The 19,954-nt window shown below is 68.2% G+C and carries 23 protein-coding genes; 11 read left to right on the forward strand and 12 right to left on the reverse strand.

Going from position 1 to position 19,954, the window contains the following annotated elements:
• Positions 1 to 12: 12 nt before the first annotated feature.
• Together ABD156_RS46950 and ABD156_RS46955 are read right to left on the reverse strand one after the other, a co-directional pair.
• The gene (locus ABD156_RS46950) at positions 13 to 573 is read right to left on the reverse strand and encodes a PH domain-containing protein (protein WP_009072960.1); all 561 of its coding nucleotides are present in this window, start codon (positions 571 to 573) and stop codon (positions 13 to 15) included.
• A gap of 22 nt (positions 574 to 595) precedes the next feature.
• Positions 596 to 781 (reverse strand): hypothetical protein, encoded by a 186-nt coding sequence (locus tag ABD156_RS46955; RefSeq protein ID WP_037815868.1) that lies wholly within the window; start codon positions 779 to 781, stop codon positions 596 to 598.
• A gap of 167 nt (positions 782 to 948) precedes the next feature.
• On the opposite strand from ABD156_RS46955, the gene ABD156_RS46960 reads away from it, so the two are divergent.
• Positions 949 to 1,350: an NUDIX hydrolase gene (locus tag ABD156_RS46960; RefSeq protein WP_344288579.1), complete on the forward strand. Its 402-nt coding sequence runs from the start codon at positions 949 to 951 to the stop codon at positions 1,348 to 1,350.
• 281 nt (positions 1,351 to 1,631) lie between these two features.
• On the opposite strand, the gene ABD156_RS46965 is transcribed toward ABD156_RS46960, so the two are convergent.
• Positions 1,632 to 2,744, reverse strand: coding sequence for a DUF2332 domain-containing protein (locus ABD156_RS46965; protein WP_377926009.1), 1,113 nt, complete (start codon positions 2,742 to 2,744; stop codon positions 1,632 to 1,634).
• 32 nt (positions 2,745 to 2,776) lie between these two features.
• A complete protein-coding gene (locus ABD156_RS46970) occupies positions 2,777 to 3,280 on the reverse strand; it encodes a MaoC family dehydratase (protein WP_037815874.1) in 504 nt (167 codons plus the stop codon).
• 327 nt (positions 3,281 to 3,607) lie between these two features.
• Between ABD156_RS46970 and corA the strand changes: the two genes are divergently transcribed.
• From corA to ABD156_RS47965, 4 genes are all read left to right on the forward strand, one after another.
• Complete coding sequence (gene corA / locus ABD156_RS46975) at positions 3,608 to 4,696, forward strand: magnesium/cobalt transporter CorA (RefSeq protein WP_344288584.1); 1,089 nt, start codon at positions 3,608 to 3,610, stop codon at positions 4,694 to 4,696.
• A 194-nt stretch (positions 4,697 to 4,890) separates the two neighbouring features.
• Positions 4,891 to 5,544 (forward strand): metallophosphoesterase family protein, encoded by a 654-nt coding sequence (locus ABD156_RS46980; protein ID WP_344288585.1) that lies wholly within the window; start codon positions 4,891 to 4,893, stop codon positions 5,542 to 5,544.
• Complete coding sequence (locus ABD156_RS46985) at positions 5,541 to 6,380, forward strand: chromosome partitioning protein ParB (RefSeq protein ID WP_344288587.1); 840 nt, start codon at positions 5,541 to 5,543, stop codon at positions 6,378 to 6,380. Before ABD156_RS46980 ends, ABD156_RS46985 begins: the two co-directional genes overlap by 4 nt.
• Before the next feature lie 53 nt (positions 6,381 to 6,433).
• A complete protein-coding gene (locus tag ABD156_RS47965) occupies positions 6,434 to 6,781 on the forward strand; it encodes a ClpX C4-type zinc finger protein (RefSeq protein WP_377926007.1) in 348 nt (115 codons plus the stop codon).
• 133 nt (positions 6,782 to 6,914) lie between these two features.
• Here the strand turns inward: ABD156_RS47965 and ABD156_RS46995 are convergent, their stop codons facing one another.
• Positions 6,915 to 7,109 carry a PspC domain-containing protein gene (locus ABD156_RS46995; RefSeq protein ID WP_344288589.1) on the reverse strand — a complete coding sequence of 65 codons (195 nt, stop codon included), beginning with the start codon at positions 7,107 to 7,109 and terminating at the stop codon, positions 6,915 to 6,917.
• Between the two features lie 630 nt (positions 7,110 to 7,739).
• On the opposite strand from ABD156_RS46995, the gene ABD156_RS47000 reads away from it, so the two are divergent.
• Complete coding sequence (locus tag ABD156_RS47000; RefSeq protein ID WP_344288591.1) at positions 7,740 to 8,651, forward strand: hypothetical protein; 912 nt, start codon at positions 7,740 to 7,742, stop codon at positions 8,649 to 8,651.
• A gap of 65 nt (positions 8,652 to 8,716) precedes the next feature.
• Here ABD156_RS47000 and ABD156_RS47005 read toward each other — a convergent pair whose 3' ends face one another.
• From ABD156_RS47005 to ABD156_RS47030, 6 genes are all read right to left on the reverse strand, one after another.
• Complete coding sequence (locus ABD156_RS47005) at positions 8,717 to 9,892, reverse strand: ABC transporter ATP-binding protein (RefSeq protein WP_344288593.1); 1,176 nt, start codon at positions 9,890 to 9,892, stop codon at positions 8,717 to 8,719.
• Positions 9,893 to 9,895: 3 nt separating this feature from the next.
• Positions 9,896 to 10,738, reverse strand: coding sequence for a carbohydrate ABC transporter permease (locus ABD156_RS47010; RefSeq protein ID WP_344288595.1), 843 nt, complete (start codon positions 10,736 to 10,738; stop codon positions 9,896 to 9,898).
• Positions 10,738 to 11,685 carry a carbohydrate ABC transporter permease gene (locus tag ABD156_RS47015; protein WP_344288596.1) on the reverse strand — a complete coding sequence of 316 codons (948 nt, stop codon included), beginning with the start codon at positions 11,683 to 11,685 and terminating at the stop codon, positions 10,738 to 10,740. The genes ABD156_RS47010 and ABD156_RS47015 overlap by 1 nt, the downstream gene beginning before the upstream one ends.
• Positions 11,682 to 13,001 carry an ABC transporter substrate-binding protein gene (locus ABD156_RS47020; RefSeq protein ID WP_344288598.1) on the reverse strand — a complete coding sequence of 440 codons (1,320 nt, stop codon included), beginning with the start codon at positions 12,999 to 13,001 and terminating at the stop codon, positions 11,682 to 11,684. Before ABD156_RS47020 ends, ABD156_RS47015 begins: the two co-directional genes overlap by 4 nt.
• A gap of 248 nt (positions 13,002 to 13,249) precedes the next feature.
• Positions 13,250 to 13,777, reverse strand: coding sequence for a YflT domain-containing protein (locus ABD156_RS47025; protein ID WP_344288909.1), 528 nt, complete (start codon positions 13,775 to 13,777; stop codon positions 13,250 to 13,252).
• Positions 13,778 to 13,855: 78 nt separating this feature from the next.
• Entirely contained in the window at positions 13,856 to 15,046 is a 1,191-nt protein-coding gene (locus tag ABD156_RS47030; protein WP_344288600.1) for an acyl-CoA dehydrogenase family protein, read from the reverse strand.
• Positions 15,047 to 15,215: 169 nt separating this feature from the next.
• On the opposite strand from ABD156_RS47030, the gene ABD156_RS47035 reads away from it, so the two are divergent.
• Both ABD156_RS47035 and ABD156_RS47040 read left to right on the forward strand, forming a co-directional pair.
• The gene (locus ABD156_RS47035; protein ID WP_344288603.1) at positions 15,216 to 15,560 is read left to right on the forward strand and encodes a DUF4190 domain-containing protein; all 345 of its coding nucleotides are present in this window, start codon (positions 15,216 to 15,218) and stop codon (positions 15,558 to 15,560) included.
• Positions 15,561 to 15,618: 58 nt separating this feature from the next.
• A complete protein-coding gene (locus tag ABD156_RS47040) occupies positions 15,619 to 16,212 on the forward strand; it encodes a DUF4190 domain-containing protein (RefSeq protein WP_344288604.1) in 594 nt (197 codons plus the stop codon).
• On the opposite strand, the gene ABD156_RS47045 is transcribed toward ABD156_RS47040, so the two are convergent.
• On the reverse strand, positions 16,197 to 17,093 hold the full coding sequence (locus ABD156_RS47045; RefSeq protein ID WP_344288605.1) for a slipin family protein: 897 nt from the start codon (positions 17,091 to 17,093) through the stop codon (positions 16,197 to 16,199). The genes ABD156_RS47040 and ABD156_RS47045 overlap by 16 nt on opposite strands.
• A 95-nt stretch (positions 17,094 to 17,188) precedes the next feature.
• On the opposite strand from ABD156_RS47045, the gene ABD156_RS47050 reads away from it, so the two are divergent.
• From ABD156_RS47050 to ABD156_RS47060, 3 genes are read left to right on the forward strand one after another with little or no spacing between them, the layout of a single operon-like run.
• Positions 17,189 to 18,094: an aminoglycoside phosphotransferase family protein gene (locus tag ABD156_RS47050; RefSeq protein ID WP_344288606.1), complete on the forward strand. Its 906-nt coding sequence runs from the start codon at positions 17,189 to 17,191 to the stop codon at positions 18,092 to 18,094.
• A 57-nt stretch (positions 18,095 to 18,151) separates the two neighbouring features.
• Positions 18,152 to 19,462 (forward strand): magnesium transporter MgtE N-terminal domain-containing protein, encoded by a 1,311-nt coding sequence (locus ABD156_RS47055; protein WP_344288608.1) that lies wholly within the window; start codon positions 18,152 to 18,154, stop codon positions 19,460 to 19,462.
• On the forward strand, positions 19,455 to 19,952 hold the full coding sequence (locus tag ABD156_RS47060; protein ID WP_344288610.1) for a DUF1003 domain-containing protein: 498 nt from the start codon (positions 19,455 to 19,457) through the stop codon (positions 19,950 to 19,952). Before ABD156_RS47055 ends, ABD156_RS47060 begins: the two co-directional genes overlap by 8 nt.
• Positions 19,953 to 19,954 lie beyond the last annotated feature (2 nt).

Genomic DNA, 19,954 nt, shown 5'->3' on the forward strand with positions numbered 1-19,954 from the left:
ACGCGCCCGGGGTCAGCCGACCGGCTTCTTGCCCCGCGCCGCGCGCTGTGCCTTGATCATCGAGAACCGTTCGGCCTGCTTCTGCTTGTCGCCGAACACGAGCTCGGAGATCGTGTCGTAGAACTCCTCGGGCCGCGGCAGGTAGTCGATCCGGTTCAGCGCCTGGATCTGGCCCGCCGACTCGACGACCATCGTGCCGTAGCCGAGCATCCGGCCCCAGGCCGAACGCTGGTAGGTGAGGTCGGTGACCTTGCTGATCGGCATCATCAGCACCTTGGTGGTGAAGACGCCGGTGGTCATCACGAACCGTTTGTCGGTGACGACCAGCCGTTCGACCCACCATTCGATGATCACGTAGGCGAACCGCAGCACCACCGCCAGCGCGACGTACCAGAGGATGTTCTGCACCACCCACATCGAGGGCGGCAGCAGATACGACACCAGCACGCACACGATCAGCAGCGCGGCCGCCTCGAACGTGTCCCAGAGGAGCACCGCCCAGTGGCGGCGGATCCGGATGACCCGCCGCTCGGTGTCGAGGAGGTACTCGTCAGGGTCGCGTGGCGCGAACATAGTCCGAGGGTATCCCCTGTCGTCAGTGGAAGATGTTGCTGACGAACGTGATCACCGATTCGGCCGAGCTGCGGAGGAAGTCCACAATGTTGCTGACAAGACCAGCAGCATGGCCCGGCTGAGCGATCACGAAGAACAGCACCAACGCGATACCCACGAGTCCCGCAAGCTTCTTCGCGTTCACAGCGATCAATCCCGTCTCTTCCATGACACCCGGAAAACTGACTTTCTACGTTGTACCGCACTGACCACTCACGCGGGAGGAAAGTCCCGCGCATGGGTCAGCCAGGCGCTCGAAGTGTACCGTACGGCTACTCTCCGTGTACAGGTTCCCGGACGCTAGGGGGTGCGGCCGGGGTCGGCTACGTTCGCGGGATGGCTCATCTCGAACGCTGCGTCGGCGGCATTGTGTTCGACGACCAGGGCAGACTCCTGCTCATCCGGCGCGCGAACGATCCGGGGAAAGGCCAGTGGTCACTGCCCGGCGGGCGCGTGGAACCGGGCGAAACGGACCACGAAGCGGTGGTCCGGGAGCTCCGCGAAGAGACCGGACTGGACGTGAGACCGCACACATTGGCCGGGTCCGTCGTCCGCGGCGCCTACGACATCCACGACTACGAATGCACGTGGACCGGCGGAATCCTCACCGCGGGCGACGACGCCTCCGACGCACAGTGGGTCAACTCGGCCGAACTGGTCAATTTAGACGAAGCGGGCCACCTGGTGGACCAGCTCCTGATAACCCTGCGTGACTGGAATCAGGTGCCGACCGCGTAACTCAGAGCGGTTATTTACGCATTGCCCCGCGCCGCGTCCGCGATTCGGAACGGATTGCGGAGTTGTCGGAAAGTTTCCCCATCGTTCAAGCATCCGCGATGAGCACGGAAAATGCGCGGAACGCTTATTCGATATCGCCGGACGCGCATCGGTTCGGGCATCCAAGCCGCCGCGGAGCACTGTGACTGATGGGGTGAATGTGACACAGGTTACGCAGGGCGCCGGGGGCCGTCGTGAGTGGCGATCCCGGTGAGAACCGCGATCGCCACTCACAAGACAGCTCAGGGCAGCCAGGTCATCCGCTGGCCGTGCGGCGCCGTCCGGGCCAGCGCGCGGGCCTCGGGTTTCCCGTCGATCCAGGTCGTCAGGCCCAGCACCGCCATCGCGGGCTCGCTCTCGGCCGAGTCGCCCGAGTAGAGGTCGTCGCGTCCGGGCAGGACCGTTTCCAGCCCGGCCTTGTAGAACTCCTGGCTGACCCACCACACCGGCCGGGTCGAGGACAGCCGCGCCAGCTCGGCCACGAAGTCCGCCCGCCGGTCCCAGACGTACGCCAGCGCGTGGCTCGTCAGCACCACCAGCGGCAGTTCCTCCGGCAACCGCGCGGCCGCCGAAGCCAGGTCGTCGACCGCGTCCCCGGCGATCAGCTCCGGCGTGTGCTTCCGCTGTTCCGCGGCAGCCGTGCGCAGCAGCCGGATCCGGTCGACCTGATCGGCCCAGACGCACGCCTCCAGCCACGCCAGCTCGTCCTCGTCCGAGAGGTCCACCGGAGCCCGGTCCAGACCCGCTCGGGCCGCGACAGCCACCTTTTTGGGCAGCTTGGGCAACTTCGCGCCGGCCGCGACGTCGATCGCGCAGTGCAGCCCGACCGCGGCCTTAGCCGGACCAGCCGTGAGCTGCTCGCCGCCGTCGCATTGATAGCGGTAGCCGAACCGGTCGAGCCCCAGCAGCAATCCCGCGCTGCAGCCGACCTCGAGCAGTGCGATCTTGCCGCCCGCTTCCTTCGCCGCCGCAGCGACCGCCGGGTACAGCAGCGCGGCGCGGCGCACCTCGTTCGTCTGCGTGTAGCGGGTCGAGATGATCTCGCGGGCCTGGTCCGCGCGCTCCAGCAGGAACGAACGGAACAACGGCCACGTCTCGCTGTCGACGCCGTCGAAACCGCCGACCGACGGGTAGTACCGCGACAGCGGATGGATCGGGTCCGCCTGCACCAGCCGGTGCGCGGCGGCGAACAGCAACGTCCCGCGCGCTTCGCCGCCACGAGCGTCGGTCAGGAGCGCGGCGACGTCGTCGTCCTCGGCCGCGTGCGTGGCGAGGTGGTCGTACAGCGGCGAAACCCCGCGCGCCTCCGTCTCGGCGAACCTGCGCAGCGTCTGCTTGATCTTCTCCAGGGCGATGGCCACCCGTGCTCCTCTTCGCGGCGGATCGATCACTCGTGCGGCGTCGGGCGGCCAGGCTGCTCGCCGCCGCGGGTGTCGCCGTAGGACCGTTTCGGCACCATCACTTTGCGCCGGAAAATGCACACGATGGTGCCGTCCTGTTTGTACCCTCGCGTCTCGACGTACACCACTCCCCGGTCGTCCTTGGACTTCGACGGGGTCTTGTCGAGCACCTCGGTCTCGCCGTAGATCGTGTCGCCGTGGAACGTCGGCTTCACGTGCTTGAGCGATTCGACCTCGAGGTTCGCGATGGCTTTCCCGGACACGTCGGGCACCGACATGCCGAGCAGCAGCGAGTAGATGTAGTTGCCGACCACGACATTCTTGCCGAAATCGGTCGTCTCGCCCGCGTAGTGCGCGTCCAGGTGCAGCGGGTGGTGGTTCATCGTGATCAGGCAGAACAGATGGTCGTCGTATTCGGTGACGGTCTTGCCGGGCCAGTGCTTGTAGACCGCGCCGACCTCGAACTCCTCGTAATACCGGCCGAATTGCACGCTTGCGCCTCCTGTCCGGGTAACACCTGCCGAACCAGGTGCGACACGTATCCGTGGTGAGGAGTACCCTCGACCATCGGTGATCGCGCGTCAACGCGACCCCTGCCACTTCGCACGCCCTGGCGTGCCCCGGCCGAAAGGAGGTGAGGAACCGCCCATGAGCAGTGGTGATAGTCCGCTCCCTAGTAGTACGTGCGTTCCCGCCCCGCCGGCCGGCCTTTTCCGCTCCTGGTAGGCCCGCGTCCGGGAACTCACGGTGCCGCCGGACGGACCCAGTCCGCCTGGCCGTCGTCTTCGTGTTCCACGAACGTCTGCCCAGGAGAACCCATGCCTGCCATTCCCTCGCTAGGCGGCCTTCGCGGCCGCGGCAACAGCCGGGCCAAGGCCAGCCTCGAGCGGCCGATCCCGGTGCCGCTGTCGGCCTACGTCGTCGATTGCGCGGTGTATGTCGACGGCAAGCGGCTGCCCGGGCGCTGGACGCACGCCGAGGCGATCCGCGAGGTGCGCAAGCGGCACGCGGGGTTCGTCTGGATCGGCTTGCACGAGCCCGATTCCGACCAGATCCAGGGCATCGCGGACACCTTCGGCCTGCACGAGCTGGCCGTCGAGGACGCGCTGGAGGCGCATCAGCGGCCGAAGCTGGAGCGCTACGACGACACGCTGTTCCTGGTGCTGAAGACAGTCCGTTACGTCGAGCACCAGTCGCCGACCACGGCGAACGAGATCGTGGAAACCGGCGAGCTGATGGTGTTCCTCGGCCGCGATTTCGTGATCACCGTCCGGCACGGCAACCACTCCGGCCTCGCCCGGCTGCGCCGTGACCTCGACGACGACCCGGAGCGGCTCGCCCTCGGCGCGGCGGCGGTCGTGCACGCGATCGCCGACCACGTGGTCGACCACTACCTGGAGGTCACCAGCCGGATCGAGGCGGACATCGACGAGATCGAGGCGCAGGTGTTCGCGCCGCGTTCGTCGGTGAGCGCCGAGCAGATCTACCTGATGAAGCGGGAAGTGCTCGAACTGCGGCGCGCGGTGGTCCCGCTCGCCACGCCGGTGTCGCGGCTCGCCGAGGGCTACACGCGGCTGGTGCCGGACGAGGTCCGCTCGTATTTCCGCGACGTCGCCGACCACCTCGCGACGGTGTCCGAACGCGTCGCGGCGTTCGACGAACTGCTCAGCACCCTGGTCGACGCGACGGTCGCGAAGATCTCGCTGCAGCAGAACACCGACATGCGCAAGATCACCGCGTGGGCGGCGATCATCACGGTGCCCACGATGGTCGCGGGCATCTACGGCATGAACTTCGACTACATGCCCGAGCTGCACTGGCAGTTCGGCTATCCGATCGTGGTCACGATCATTCTCGCGATCTGTCTGCTGCTGTACCGAATATTCCGGAAGAACGGCTGGCTGTAGCCGCCCTCGCGGTCCCCCTTTCTTCCCCCGGTTGCAGGAGGTTGTCTCGTCATGTCCCGGTTGCTGTCCAACCTCAAGTTCTGGGCTCTGGCCCTCTGCCTCATGTGGATCGTCGGCATCGTCGCGATGATCGCGCTCAACCCCGGGTTCGCGCACGGCATGAAGTGACGCCGCGTGCGCCGTAACCTTGGCGCATGCCGAAAGCGCTGGTGGTGGCCGACGAGGCCGACGAGCGGCTGTGGACCCCGGCGGTCCGCTCGCTGCGGGTCGACCTCGTCGTCGCCGCTGGCGATCTGCCGTTCTCTTATCTCGAGCACCTCGCCGGCATGCTCGACGTGCCGTGCGTGTTCGTTCCGGGCAATCACGATCCGGACCTGAGCGGCTTCACCCGTTACGGCGGACTGTCCATGAAGGACGGTTTCCCGACCGAATGGCCCGGCCCCGCAGGCGGAATCAACGCCGACGGCCGGATCGTCGACGTCGCCGGGCTGCGCATCGCCGGGCTCGGCGGTTCGATCCGCTACCGCGACGGCCCGAATCAATGGACGCAACGTCAGCAGGCGCGCCGGGCCCGGCGGCTGGAACGGCGTTTCCGGTGGCGGAAATGGCGGGACGGCAACGGAATCGACATTCTGCTGACGCATTCGCCGCCGCGGAATCTCGGCGACCGCGAAGACCCGCCGCACCAAGGTTTCTCCTGTCTGCACCGCACGATCGAAACCCTGCGGCCGCAGTGGCTGCTGCACGGACACATCCACCCGCACGGCGAACCGGTGCCCGACCGCGTGGCCGGCCGCACCCGGATCCGCAATGTGGTGGGCTATCAGGTGATGGAGTTTTCGCGATGACCCGACCGACCGGTTTCCCGCGTGCCGACGCCGAAAACGACTTCCTGCGAGCCCGGCGGCGGCAGGTGCTGTCGCGGCTTTCCACGTGGCTGCGCCGGGAACCCGACGACGTCAACATCATGCTGCCATTCCACGAAGTGGTGCAGGCGCTCGGTTACGTCAGCGAAGCGCGGATCGGGACGCGAGTGATCACTTTGGACTCGATCGTCGGCACCGTCGACCGAAGCCGCGACTTCGACCGCCGCTTCCGCCCGACGTCCGCCCGCGTCCGGCAACGCTGGGAGCGGCTCGCGCTGGCCGCCCGCCGAGGCGAGGCGATCCCGCCGATCGAGGTGTACCGCATCGGCGAACTGCACTTCATTATCGATGGCCACCACCGGGTTTCGGTCGCGCTGGCGCAGGGACTGTCCACAATAGAAGCATCGGTGATCGCCGTGCGCACCAAACTGAACCCGAGCGGCATCCGGTATCGCGGCGACCTGATCGTGAAGGACTACCGGCGGCTGTTCCTGGAACGAGTGCCGCTGTCCGGCCATGCCCGCGCTTCGGTGCTGGTGACGGATCCGTGGAACTACGCGCAACTCGGCGAACACGTCGAGGCGTGGGGTTTCCGGCTCATGCAAGACGAAGGCCGGTTCACCGACCGCGCGACCGTCGCGCAACGCTGGTTCGACGAGGAATTCACGCCGGTGGTGGCGATGTTGCGGCAAGCCGACCTGATCGGCGACCGCACCGAGGCCGAGGCGTACCTGTGGGTCGCCTGCGAGCGGTACCGGCTGATCCGGACGCACCGCTGGGACGAGGAGGTCATCGAAACGCTGCGCGCCCAGCAGTGACTTGTCAGGCTGCCCCTGACGTGTCAGGCTGTCCCTGACACTGGGAGGTTGTGATGTCTTCGTACTGCTCGTTCTGCCTGAAACCAGCCGACGAGGTGGCCAAACTGATCGCCGGCTCCGGCGTCTACATCTGCGACGGCTGTGTCGGGCTGTGCGGCCAGATCCTGGCCGGGGAACACGAGCCCGGGACGCCCGAGGTGACGCTGTGGGAGCGGAAATCGGATGAGGAGATCCTGGAGAGCATCCCGCGGATGGCGAAGGTCAGCGCGCAGACGGACGCGCGGATCCAGGAGCAGGTGGATTTGCTGCGCACGCGCGGAGTGGCGTGGGCGAGGATCGGCGAGGCGCTCGGCGTGACGCGGCAATCGGCCTGGGAGCGGTTTTCCGCCGAGCGGAAATGAGACTGGCCCCCTCCCGTTTGGTGGCGGAAGAGGGCCGATCGATCTCAATGGCTTTTGCGGGCTTTGCGGCGGCCCGGCCTGGGCCGATCAGTCGTCGCGTGCGGCCGCCCCCTCAGACGGCGCGCCCGGCGGGTCAGTCGCTGGGGATGATGGCCCACAGGATCAGGTATCCGATGAACTGCGGCCCCGGCAGCAAGCACGAGACCAGCGCGAGCACCCGGATCTTGCCCGGCGTGGTCCCGAAGCGACGAGCCAGCCCAGCGCAGACGCCGCCGATCATGCGCCCCTCCCGCGGCCGGCTCAGCCGATGGGTGACAGGTGCGGTCATCGTGTTCCCCTCCCGTTTGGGTTCGTACCTCTATGTCACCACGTGCGAGGCCGGGGCACATCGCTCCGCGGGACGATCCGGACCCCTAAGGGGATGGGGTCCGGGAGCGGGGAGGAATCGGGGTCGGGGTGGGAACTCGCAGCTCAGCGCACTTCTTGGGGCGGGATTCGAGGGCGGGTCGGGTGCGGCAGCCGACGCCCCAACGCCACATTGGGTGCGTCAGATGCACCCAATGTGGCGTTCGGTGCGTCGCATGCACCCAATGCCACATTGGGGCGCGGCGGACACCGCCCGAGCAAAGCCGCGCGGCGTGGAATCCGCGTATCGCCCGGTCAGCCGACCGCAGCCCGGTCACTCGCCACCGACCGGCAGGTGCAACCCACTCGCCGGATCGGCCCAGGTGCCCGCTGGCAGCCCACCCGCCGACCGAATGCTTGCCAACAACCCCACGAACCCGCCTCACCCAGGTGCCGCCAACAACCCACGAGCCAGACGGCCGAGCCTGTCCGCCGAAACCCGCTCCCCCATTTGCCCACCCAGAACTCCCCCACCAGCGGTGATGACACAGCGAAGTGTGGGATTTCCCGGCGGGGGCTGGATTTTTCGCCACTCACGGTGATACTGCACCCCGTGCGTAACCCACTCGGAGTCCTCGCGGTCGGCTGTTCGGTGCTTCTCGCCGCGTGTGTCGGATGTTCCGCGGAGTCTGCCCCGGCGGAGCAGGCGCAGTCGCAGTCCACGCCGGTGCCGCTCAGCGCGATCGCGGCGCTCGGGGACTTCGCCACGCTCGATTACTGCAGTCTCCTCGACCCGAAGCGGCTCAAGAACGCCACCGCGGACACGCCCGATTCCTCGTTCACCGCTTGCCAGGCGGACTTCGTCCAGGCCGGGCGACCGAGGACCATCACTGTCGGGCCGCTCGCGGCTGATCGCGATCCCACCATCAAGGCTTACGACTACGCGGGCAAGGTGCCGGACGGCGTTTCCGTGCAGCAGGCCGGTTTCGTGCCCGACCGGACGTGCGGGCGGGCGATCACGTTCGCTGACGGGGTTCGGCTGGCCGTTTCCATCACCGACCGGGACGATCGCGGCAGTGCCGAGGAGCGGTGCGCCGCGGCGGACGACGTGGTCGGCGGGGTGCTCGACGCGGTGAGCGGCAATCGGGTGCGGCATCCGCAGTTGCCGGATCGGTCCTGGGGCCGGGTGGATTCCTGCGCGATTCTCAGCGGGTCCGGCGCGCAGGGCGGCGACGCGACGGCGGGGATCGCCGGGCATTCCTGCATTCTCGACAAGGTGAGCCTGGAGTTCGCGGTGGTGCGCCAAGCTCCGGCGGGGCCGTCGGAAACGCTCGGCAACCGGATGGCCCGCGTGGCCGCCGACGGGGCGTTCTGCCGGGTCCGGACGGTGCAGCCCTCCCCTGCTACCCCGGGACGCGCGGAGCAGGCGACCGTAAGCGTGGTCGACACCAGCGGTGCGGGCGGGGACGCGGCTTGTCCGGCCGCGCGCGCCGCTGCCGCGACGGTCTTCTCGCGAATCCCCTAAACGTCCGTGAAGGGCTCCTTGAAGGAATCTGATTCCCTCAAGGAGCCCTTCACGGACCGGTCAGCTCAGTCGGAGTAGGTGAGGTTTCGGCCGTTGGACGGGTCGAAGAGCTTCACCTTGTCCGCGTCGAACGAGATCTGCAGGTCCTGGTTCTCCGCGGCGGCCGATTCCGCCGACAGCCGGGCCACGATCAGCGATTCCGCGCCGGGGACGTCGGCCGAACCGCTGTCCGCGGCCAGTTCCGCCAGGTCGGCCGAGCTGGCGACGCCGCCGTCCACGGTGAAGTGCGCGAACTTCTCCGAACCCATCGACTCCAGGACGTCCACGTGCGCGGTGAACGTCGCGCCCTCCCGGCCCGGTTCGGCCAGGGCGGCGTCCTCGAAGTGCTCCGGGCGGATGCCCATGATCACCTCGCGCGGGGCGTTCGCCGCCTCGGCCATTCGGCGGATCCGGTCGGTGAGCGGGGTGGTGCCCAGCGAACTGCGCAGCTGGCCGTCTTCGAGCGTCGCGGGGACGAAGTTCATCGACGGCGAGCCGATGAACCCGGCCACGAACAGGTTCGCCGGGTTGTCGTAAAGGAACTGCGGCGAACCGATCTGCTGCACGTAGCCGGCCCGCAGCACCACGACGCGGTCGCCGAGGGTCATCGCCTCGGTCTGGTCGTGCGTGACGTACAGCGTGGTCGTGCCCAGCTGCTTCTGGATTTTCGACACCGACGTCCGCATCTGGCCGCGCAGTTTGGCGTCCAAGTTGGACAGTGGCTCGTCCATCAGGAACGCCTTGGGGTTGCGGACGATCGCCCGGCCCATCGCCACCCGCTGCCGCTGCCCGCCGGACAGGTTGGCGGGTTTCCGGTCCAGATGCTGGGTCAGGTCGAGGATCGTCGCCGCTTCCTCCACTTTGGACCGGACGATCTTGTCGTCCACTTTGGCCAGGCGCAGCGGGAACGCCATGTTCTCCCGCACGCTCATGTGCGGGTACAGCGCGTAGGACTGGAACACCATCGCGATGTCCCGGTCCTTCGGAGCCTTCTCGTTGACCCGCTTGCCGTCGATGCGCAGTTCGCCCGAGGAGATGTCCTCCAGCCCGGCGACCATGTTGAGCGTGGTCGACTTCCCGCAGCCGGACGGGCCGACCAGGATGATGAACTCGCCGTCGGCGATCGTGATGTCCACTTCGGACACCGCGAGCGCGCCGTCGGGATAACGCTTGGAAACTTTGTCGAGAACGATCTCAGCCATGGGTCAGCCCTTCACCGCACCGGACGTCAGCCCCGCCACGATGCGACGCTGGAAGAACAACACGAACAGGATGATCGGCACCGTGATCACGACCGCGGCCGCGCACACCTGGCCGGTCGGGTCCTCGAACTGCGAGGACCCGGTGAAGAACGACAACGCGGCCGGCACCGTGCGCGACGCCTCGGTGGACGTCAGCGAGATGGCGAACAGGAAGTCGTTCCAGCAGAGGATGAACACCAGGATCGCCGTGGTGAACACGCCCGGCGCGGCCAGCGGCGCGATCACCTTCCGGAATGCCTGGGCCGGCGTCGCGCCGTCCATTTTCGCCGCCTTTTCCAGCTCCCACGGGATTTCCCGGAAGAACGCGGACAGCGTGTAGATCGACAGCGGCAGCGCGAACGTGATGTAGGGCAGGATCAGCCCCGGCCAGGTGTCGAACAGCCCGAGCCCGCGTTCGATGTTGAACAGCGGGGTGACCAGCGAGACCTGCGGGAACATCGCGATCAGCAGGGAAAGCCCCACCAGCAGCTGTTTCCCGGGGAAATCCAGCCGGGCGATCGCGTAGGCCGCCATCGTGCCCAGCACCACCGCGATGACCGTGGAGATCACCGCGATGCCGATCGAGTTCACCAGCGCGCGCAGGAACTCCGTGGTCTGGAAAATGTCCGCGTAGTTCTTGAGCGTCCATTCCACCGGGATGAAATTGCCGTCGGTGAGCGTCGCTTTCGTCTTGAACGACAGCGAAAGCACCCACAGCACCGGGACGATCGCGAACACCAGCACCAGGATGTCCAGCAGGCCCCAGCCGACTTTGCGGCCCGTCGTGGCCGCACCTCCGATAGCCATCAGCGCTTCCCCCCGTCGTCCGTGCCGGGCGCGGCGGTGCCGAAGACCTTGATGAAGAGGAACGCGATGATCGCCACGGTGATGAAGATCAGCACCGCCATGGTGGAGCCGATCCCCAGGTTGAGCCCCTTGACCAGGTTGTCGTAGGTCTGCATGGACACCGATCCGGTGTCCTGCGCGCCGCCGGTGAGCACGTAAATGTTGTCGAAAATGCGGAACGCGTCGAGCGTGCGGAACAGCAGCGCGACGAGGATCGCCGGTTTCATCACCGGCAGCATCACCTTGGTGAACCGCTGCCACGCGGTCGCGCCGTCCATCGCCGCGGCCTTCAGCAGGTCGTCGGGCACCAGCGCCAACCCGGCCATCAGCAGCAGCGCCATGAACGGCGTCGTCTTCCACACCTCGGCGAGAATGATGATGAACAGCGACGGCCACTGGTCAGTCAGCGGCGCGACCCCTTCGCCCAGCACGTTCGCCAGGTACCCGGTTTTGGGCGTCCACGCGAAATACCACGAGAACGCGGCCACCACGGTCACGATGCCGTACGGGATCAGCGCCACGGTGCGCACCAGTCCGCGGCCGACGAGTGTGCGGTGCATGATCAGCGCGAGCCCCATGCCGAGCACGAATTCGATCGCCACCGACACGACGGTGAGGAACATCGTGGTGCCGAACGCGGTCCACCAGTAGGAATTGGTGAGCACCGCGGCGTAATTGGAGAAGCCGATGAACTCGTGCTGCGACGGGAATCGCAGGTCGTAGCGCTGCAGCGAAAGCCAGACCGAATAGATGATCGGGTATCCGGTCACCGCGATCATCACGATGAAGGCGGGCGCGCACAGCCAGAGCCCGAGCCGCCGTTCCGCTTTCTTGCCCTCGGAAAGCGCGGGCTTTCCCTTGCGGTGCGCCGCTTCCTGGGTGGTGGCGGCGGGATCCTGGACGGTCACGGGATCACTCCCTTCGACTGGAGCGCGTCATCGAGCTGTTCCCGCATTTTCTGCGCGGTCGCCTGCGGATCGATCGCCGACGGCGGGGAGATGATTTTCGACATCACCGTGGACAGGTTCTGGTACACCGGCGTAAGCGGCCGAACCGCGGCGGTCTTCAGCGCCGACAGAATGGCGTCGCGCATCGGGTACTTCTGGGCCATGTTCGGGTTGTCCGCCGACACCGGCTTGCCCGGGTCCACCGGCACGTCGTCGTGGTACACCGACTCGATCGTCGGCGGCACCCCGTCGTTGATCGCGGACACCTTCTGGTTTTCCTTGCTGCGCAAGCACAACGCGGCTTCGTACGCCTCGGGCTTGTGCTGCGAGTAGGAGCTCACCGCGAGGTCGAACCCGCCGATCGTGCTCTTCGACGGAATGCCCGCCTTCGCCTGCGGATACACCGCCCACTTGAAGTGCGACAGGTCCTGCGGCTTTTCCTCGGCGTAGGAGGCGTAAACGAACGGCCAGTTCAGCTCGAACGCGGCGCCGCCGCTCTGGAACGTCCGCCGGACGTCGTCCTCCTTCTGGTTCGTCAGCGACGGGTCGGTGATCCCCGACGACGTGACCTTCTTCAGCAGTTCCAGCGCCTGCACCGCGCCCTCGTCCATCACGACGGATTTCCCGTCGTCGGACAGGATGTGCCCGCCGAGCGATTCGACCAGCGTGTTGTAGATGACCACCAGGCCCTCGTACTGCGCGCCGGTGAACACGACGGAATACGGTTTGTGCTGGCTCTTGAGCTGCTGCGACATCTGCATCATCTCGTCCCACGTCTTCGGCGGGGTCGGGGTGATGCGGTCGTCGTACCAGAGCAATTGCACGTTGGTGTTCTTCGGCGCGGCGTAGAGTTTTCCTTGGTACGTCGCGGTTTCCAGCGGGCCTTGCAGCACGCCCTCGGACGCGGCCGTCTTGTTCTGCCCGGTCCACTCGTCGACCCAGCCCGCCTCGGCGAACTCCGAGACCCAGGTGACGTCGAGGCCGAGCACGTCCATCGACGTGTCTCCCGCCGCGAGCCGGCGTGCCATCTGGATCCGCTGGTCGTCCGAACCGCGCTGCAGCTTGTTGTAGACGATCCGGTACCGCCCGGCGGCGGCCTTGTTGCAGTTGTCGACGACCGTCTGGAAATGGTCCTCCGGGGAGTAGTAGACGTTGATCGTCGTCCCGGAAGCCGTTCCGCAGCCTGCCGCCAGGCCGCTGGTCAGCATGCCCGCGGCGAGCAGTGCCCCCGCGCGGGTAGGTCCTCGTTTCTTTCCGCTGGGCCGTTTCTTCCCCATCCAAGCCTCCTCGCCGTGTGCACACGGTGCCTTTCGACACCGCCCCCAGACAGCACGCCGCGACGAGGCGGACCCGAGCCAGCACCCCGACGTGCCAGTTGCCGGCAGGCCGCGCTGGAGGACACGACCGGCCAACCGGTGTCGGACAACCTATGCCCGGCGATCACCCGCCGCAAGCAGGGTCGGTAACGATTCAGCCAGGTGCGCGCGAACCATCGGAAGGACGGGTGAAATCCTCCCGCGGGTATTTACGCCGTGGCGGGCGGCGGGCGCAACGCCAGCTTGGCGAGCAGCTCGCGCCCCTGCTCGGCGCTGCGCGGCTGGCACAGCACGTCGTACCGGCCGGCGACGAGCTGGCTCGCCGACGAGAAATCCCTGCGCCCGCGCGACGTGCGGTACCCGATCGCCGAAAACGCCAGGCCGGACAGGACACCGAGCACCAGCCCGGTCAGCAGCTGCAGGGTGAACCCGCCCTGGTTGACGAACATCCCCAGCAGCAGCCCGGCGAACAGGCCGAACCACGCGCCCGACATCGCGCCCGCGGCGAGCACCCGGCCCCACGACAGCCGTCCGATGACGCGTTCGACCAGCATCAGGTCGACGCCGACGATCGTCACGTCGGTGACCGCGAACTCGCTTTCCGCCAGGAAATCGACCGCCTGCTGCGCCTCGCCGTAGGTCGTGTACGACCCGATCGGCCAGCCGGTGGGCGGGGTCGGGAGCCGCGGAAGCCCGGCCGCGCCCTGGCCGCCACCAAAGGGACTGCTCACCATCATCACCTGCGCACTCGTCCGGTCCGAGGGCTCTATCTTGTCAAGAACCGGCGGAGCGCGCGAACTCCGGCGAGACGCGGGTCAGGCTTTGTAGTCCCGCAGCAGGCCGCGGCTGATGATGGTTTTCTGGATTTCGCTGGTGCCCTCGCCGATCAGCAGGAACGGGGCCTCGCGCATGAGCCGCTCAATCTCGTATTCCTTGGAGTAGCCGTAACCGCCGTGGATCCGGAACGCTTCCTGGGTCACCTCGGCGCAGTACTCGCTGGCGATCAGCTTCGCCATCCCGGCCTCGACGTCGTTGCGGGCGCCGGAATCCTTGAGCCGGGCGGCGTTGACCATCATCAGGTGCGCGGCCTCGACCTTGGTCGCCATCTCCGCGAGCTTGAACGCGATCGCCTGGTGCTGCGCGATCGGCTTGCCGAAGGTGGTGCGCTGCTGGGCGTAAGCGATTGCCAGCTCGAACGACCGGATCGCGATCCCGCAGGCGCGCGCCGCGACGTTCACGCGGCCGACCTCGACACCGTCCATCATGTACGAGAAGCCCTTGCCCGGAGCCTCGCCCAGGACCTTGTCGGCGCCGATCTTGAAGCCGTCGAACACCGCTTCGGTGGTGTCGACGCCCTTGTAGCCCATTTTGTCGATCTTGCCCGGGATCGTCAGGCCCGGAAGCACCTCGCCGAACCCGGACGGCTTCTCGACCAGGAACGTCGTGAGGTTCTGGTGCGCCTTCTCCGCGCCCTCGTCAGTCTTCACCAGCAGCGCGATCAGGTTCGACGAACCGCCGTTGGTCAGCCACATCTTCGCGCCGTCGATGACGTAGTCGTCGCCCTCGCGCTTGGCGCGGGTCTTGATCGCCGCGACGTCCGAGCCAAGGTCCGGCTCCGACATGGAGAACGAGCCGCGGACCTCGCCGGTCGCCATCCGGGGCAGGAAGTGCTGCTTCTGCTCCGGGGTGCCGTGACGGGTGATCATGTGCGCGACGATGAAGTGCGTGTTGATCACGCCGGACACGCTCATCCAGCCGCGCGCGATCTCCTCGACCACCAGCGCGTAGGTGAGCAGCGATTCGCCGAGGCCGCCGTACTCCTCGGGGATGGTGAGCCCGAACAGGCCCATCTCCTTCATGCCCTCGACGATCTCCGCCGGGTACTCGTCGGCGTGCTCCAGCGCCTGCGCGTGCGGGATGATCTCCTTGTCCACGAACGACCGCACCGTGGACAGAATCTCCTGCTGCACATCGGTCAGGCCGGCGGTCCGGGCGAGACGGGCCATGAGCTCAGCTCCTCACTGCGGGCGACGCCGGCTCCCGGCGCTGGGGTTACCGGGGAGTATGACTGGTTCGCGCCCGAGCGGCTATGAGGGTGCTCACGCCGGGCCCCGGTTTCCCCCGTTAAGGTGCGGATAAGGTGCTGATCCACCCGAAACCGCGAAAAGGATCCCGATGAGCGAGGCCAGCGACGACCGGGACGAGCCCGCCGGCCGCGACGGCTACACGCACCCGTCGTACGAGCACCAGCCCTATCCCCCGCGAGGCCCGCAGCCGGGCGCGGGGCTCGCACTCGGCTCGCTGGTGTGCTCGATCGCCGGGTTCGTGGTGTGCGCGCCGTTGGCGATCGCCGGAATCGTGATGGGGCACATCGCGTTCTACCGGGCGCGGCGCGGCCGCGGCACCGGCGGCGCGCTGGCGGTCGCCGGGTTCGTGATCGGCTACGCCGCGCTGATCGTCTGGAGCATCGTGCTCCCGCTGGTCGTGCACGCGCTGGTCCAGTCCGGAGTTTTCGGCTGATGCCGCCGCGATTCCCGGTAGCGTCGTCCTTCGAACCCGGCACCTCGAGGGAGCCCCGATGACCACTCCGTCCGACCGCGAACCGGCGTCGTACGAACCGCCGCCGACCGCGGACCCCGCTCCGTACGAGCCGCCGGCCACCGCCGACCCCACGCCGTACGAGGCCCCGGCGGACGCCGTCTCGTCCACTTCGGAGGCCGACCCGCTGGTTCCCCCACCGGGCTGGACCGCGCCCGACCCCGGCCCGGTCGCGCAGCTGCCCGGGGACCAACCGGCTCCCGCGGCACAACCGCCCGCGTCGCCGTATCCCGTTGCGCCGCAACCGGATCCGTTCGCGCCGCCGCCCGCGTACCACGCCTTCCCGGCTCCGCCGCCGTACGGCGCGCCCTACCAGCCGTACGCGAACAACACCGACACCGGCCTCGCGACCGGCGCACTGGTGTGCTCGCTGCTCGGCCTGGCGACCTGCGTTCTCGCGGTCCCCGGGCTCGCGATGGGGCACGTCGCGCTGTCCAAGGCCAGCCGCAACGAAGCGGGCGGACGCACCATGGCGCTCTCAGCCGTCGTGCTCGGCTACGTCGCGGTCGCGCTGTGGGTCGGCTTCTTCGTGACGCTGGTGGTCCTCGGCATGAACGGCTACCTCGACCGCTGATCCGGGACGTCGCTCGCCTCGACCTCGGGCTCGGGTGGGGCGACCTGCCCGTTGCTGACCGGTTCCGGAGACTCCACTGACTCCGCCGACGCGCGCGGCTCCGGGGGTTTCGCGGCCGGTTTCGCCGGAGGATCGGTCCGCGCGTCCAGGAACCGCAGCAGTTCCACCGGGAACGGCAGCACCAGCGTCGAGTTCTTCTCCGCCGACACCTGCACCACCGTCTCCAGCAGCCGCAACTGCAGCGCCGCCGGGGTGTCCGCCATCGTCGCGGCGGCCTGGGCGAGCTTGTGCGAGGCCTGCAGTTCGCCGTCCGCGGAGATCACCCTGGCGCGGCGTTCGCGTTCGGCCTCGGCCTGGCGCGACATCGAGCGCTTCATCGACTCCGGCAGCGCGACGTCCTTGATCTCCACCCGGTCGATGTGGATGCCCCAGTCCAGCGCCGGGCTGTCGATCATCAGCTCGAGGCCCTCGTTGAGCCGTTCGCGGTTCGACAGCAGGTCGTCGAGGTCGCTCTTGCCGATGATGGACCGCAGCGACGTCTGCGCGACCTGGCCGATCGCCGACCGGTAGTCCTGCACGTGGACCGCCGCCAGCACCGGGTCGACCACCTTGAAGTACACGACCGCGTCCACCCGGACCGTGACGTTGTCGCGGGTGATGCCGTCTTGTGCGGGCACCGGCAGCGTCACGACCTGCATGTTCACCTTCTGCATGCGGTCGGCGATCGGCAGCAGCAGCGCGAGCCCGGGGTCGCGGACCTCCGAGCGCACCCGGCCGAAACGGAACACCAGCCCGCGTTCGTACTGCTTCACCACACGCACCGCGGAAGCGAGCCACACCCCGCCCGCGACGACCACCGCGCTGACAATCTCGACGATCATGGCAGCTCCCGGGTTCGCGAAACCCTTTGTCCACCCACTGTACGCGCGGAAGACGACCCCGGAAACGGCTTGCGCGGCCGACCAGGATGGGCGTTGTGACCGTTTTGGAAATCCCGCCCGCCTTCGCCGAACGCGCCCCCAAGGTGCTCGGCCCGGAAGCCGTCCCGTGGCTCGCGTCGCTGCCCTCGCTCGCGCAGCGGTACGCCCGGAAGTGGGAGCTGGAGTTCGAGGACACCGCGCGGCACGGCTACGTCGGCGTCGTCCAGCCCGCCCGGCGCGCGGACGGCTCCCGGGTGGTGCTCAAACTCGGCTGGGTGGAAGAGGAATCGCGCCACGAACCGCTCGCACTGTCCACATGGGCCGGTCGAGGATCGGTGCTGCTGCACGAGTCCGTGCCCGAGGACGGCGCGATGCTGCTGGAGCGGCTCGACGACAGCCGGACGCTGGATGACGAACCGCTGCTGCCCGCCGTCGAGATCATGAGCGAACTGGCCCGGCGGCTCGCCGTGCCCGCGCCCGCCGAACTGACCCGCACGCTGTCCGGCATCGCGGAGGAACTGCTCGAAGAACTGCCCAAATCGTGGCGGGAACTGGGCGAACCGCTCCCCCGCCGCGAACTGGACGCCGCGCTGGCGGTGTGCCGCGATCTCGGCCCGGAAGCGGGCAACGCGCTGGTGAACGAGGACCTGCATTACGAGAACGTGCTGTCCGGCACCCGCGAACCGTGGCTGGTGATCGACCCGAAGCCGCTCGCCGGCGACCTCGAATACGGCGCGCTTTCGTTGCTGTGGAACCGGTTCAGCGAATCCACACTGGACTCGAAGCTCGCCGCGAGCGGTCTGGACCGCGACCGCGCCAAGGCGTGGACGCTCGTGCGGGCAGTGCAGAACCGGCTGTGGCACGCCCAGGATCTGGTCGATTTCGGCGGTTTGGCCGAGGACGACGACGGCCCGTCCGCGCAGGAGCTGCCCGCGCTGACCCGATGGGCGCTGCTTAGCTGAGAATTCGCCGAGTCGCGGCACGAGCGCTCGCCGACGGCAGCCGATAGTGTCGGCGCCATGGCAGGCACAAACCGGGTTTACGCAGCACAGCTCGCCGGTCTGCCGGTATTCGGGCCCGACGGGGAATCGATCGGCAAGGTCCGCGACGTCGTCGCTGGCCTGCGGCTCGACCAGCAGCCGCCGCGGATCCTCGGCATGGTCGTGGAGCTGGCGACCCGGCGGCGGGTGTTCGTCCCCATGCTGCGGGTCACCTCGATCGAACCGAACGCCGTGACGCTCGCCACTGGTTCGGTCAACATGCGGCATTTCCACCAGCGGCCCAACGAGGTCCTGGTGTGCGGGCAGCTCCTCGACGCGCACGCGACGCTCACCGGCGCGGAAACCCGGGTGACGGTGGTCGACGCGGCGATGGAGCCGACCCGCACGCGGGACTGGGTGCTGGCCAAGCTCGCCGTCCGCGAGCGCTCGACGCGGCTGGCGCTCGGCCGCCGGCGCGCCGCGATGCAGGTGCTGCCGTGGAACGAGGTCGCCGGCCTCGGGCTCACCGACCTGGCCGGACAGCCCCAAGGCGCGGGCCAGCTGCTGATGCTGTTCGACACGATGCGCGCGGTCGACGTCGCCGCGACCCTGCGCGACCTGCCGATCAAGCGCCGCCACGAGGTCGCCGACGCGATGGACGACGAGCGGCTCGCGGACGTCATCGAGGAACTTCCCGAGGACGACCAGAAGGAACTGCTGGCCTACCTCGCCGAGGAACGCGCCGCGGACATCCTCGAGGCGATGAACCCGGACGACGCCGCCGACCTGCTCGCCGAACTCGCGCCCGCCGAGCAGAGCCGGCTGCTGGAACTGATGGAGCCGGAGGAATCCGCGCCGGTCAAACGGTTGCTGGCGTATTCGTCGGACACCGCGGGCGGCCTGATGACGCCGGAGCCGGTGGTGCTGACGCCGGACGCGACGATCGCCGAGGCGCTGGCGCACATCCGCAACGCCGAACTTCCCGCCGCGCTCGCCAGCATGGTGTTCGTGTGCCGTCCGCCGACCGAAACGCCGACCGGCCGGTTCGTCGGCGTCGTGCATTTCCAGCGGCTGCTGCGCGAACCGCCCGCGGAGCTGGTGGCGAGCGCGGTGGACACCGACCTCACCGCGCTGCGCCCGGAGGCGACGCTGTCCGAGGTCACCCGGTATTTCGCGGCGTACAACCTGGCGTGCGGCCCGGTCGTCGACGCCGAGGACCACCTGCTCGGCGCCGTCACCGTCGACGACGTGCTCGACCATCTGCTGCCCGACGACTGGCGCGAAACCGGGCTGCACGACGTCACCGATGGCGCCGACGGCGCCGATCTAGAGGAGGCCGAACGTGCCTGAACTCGGTTCCGGCCGCAGGCTCGACCAGCCGCGCGGCCAGGCCCGGCTGCGGCTGAACATCGACCCGGACACCTTCGGCCGGTTCACCGAGCGGATCGCGCGGTTCCTCGGCACCGGGAAGTACCTGTTCTGGCAGACGCTCATCGTGGTCGTCTGGATCGTGCTGAACCTGGTCGCGGTGTCGATGCAGTGGGACCCGTACCCGTTCATCCTGCTCAACCTGGCGTTCTCGACGCAGGCCGCGTACGCCGCGCCGCTGATCCTGCTCGCGCAAAACCGCCAGGACGACCGGGACCGCGTGTCGCTGGAGGAGGACCGCACGCGCGCCGCGCAGACCAAGGCGGACACCGAGTACCTCGCCCGCGAACTGGCGGCGCTGCGGCTGGCGGTCGGCGAGGTCGCGACCCGCGACTACCTGCGCGGCGAGCTCGACCGGCTCCGCGACGATCTCGACGTGGACTCCAAGCCGCGCAAGGCCAAGCAAAGCTGAAC

The sequence above is a fragment of the Amycolatopsis albidoflavus genome, from assembly GCF_039525725.1.
Lineage (GTDB): Bacteria > Actinomycetota > Actinomycetes > Mycobacteriales > Pseudonocardiaceae > Amycolatopsis > Amycolatopsis albidoflava.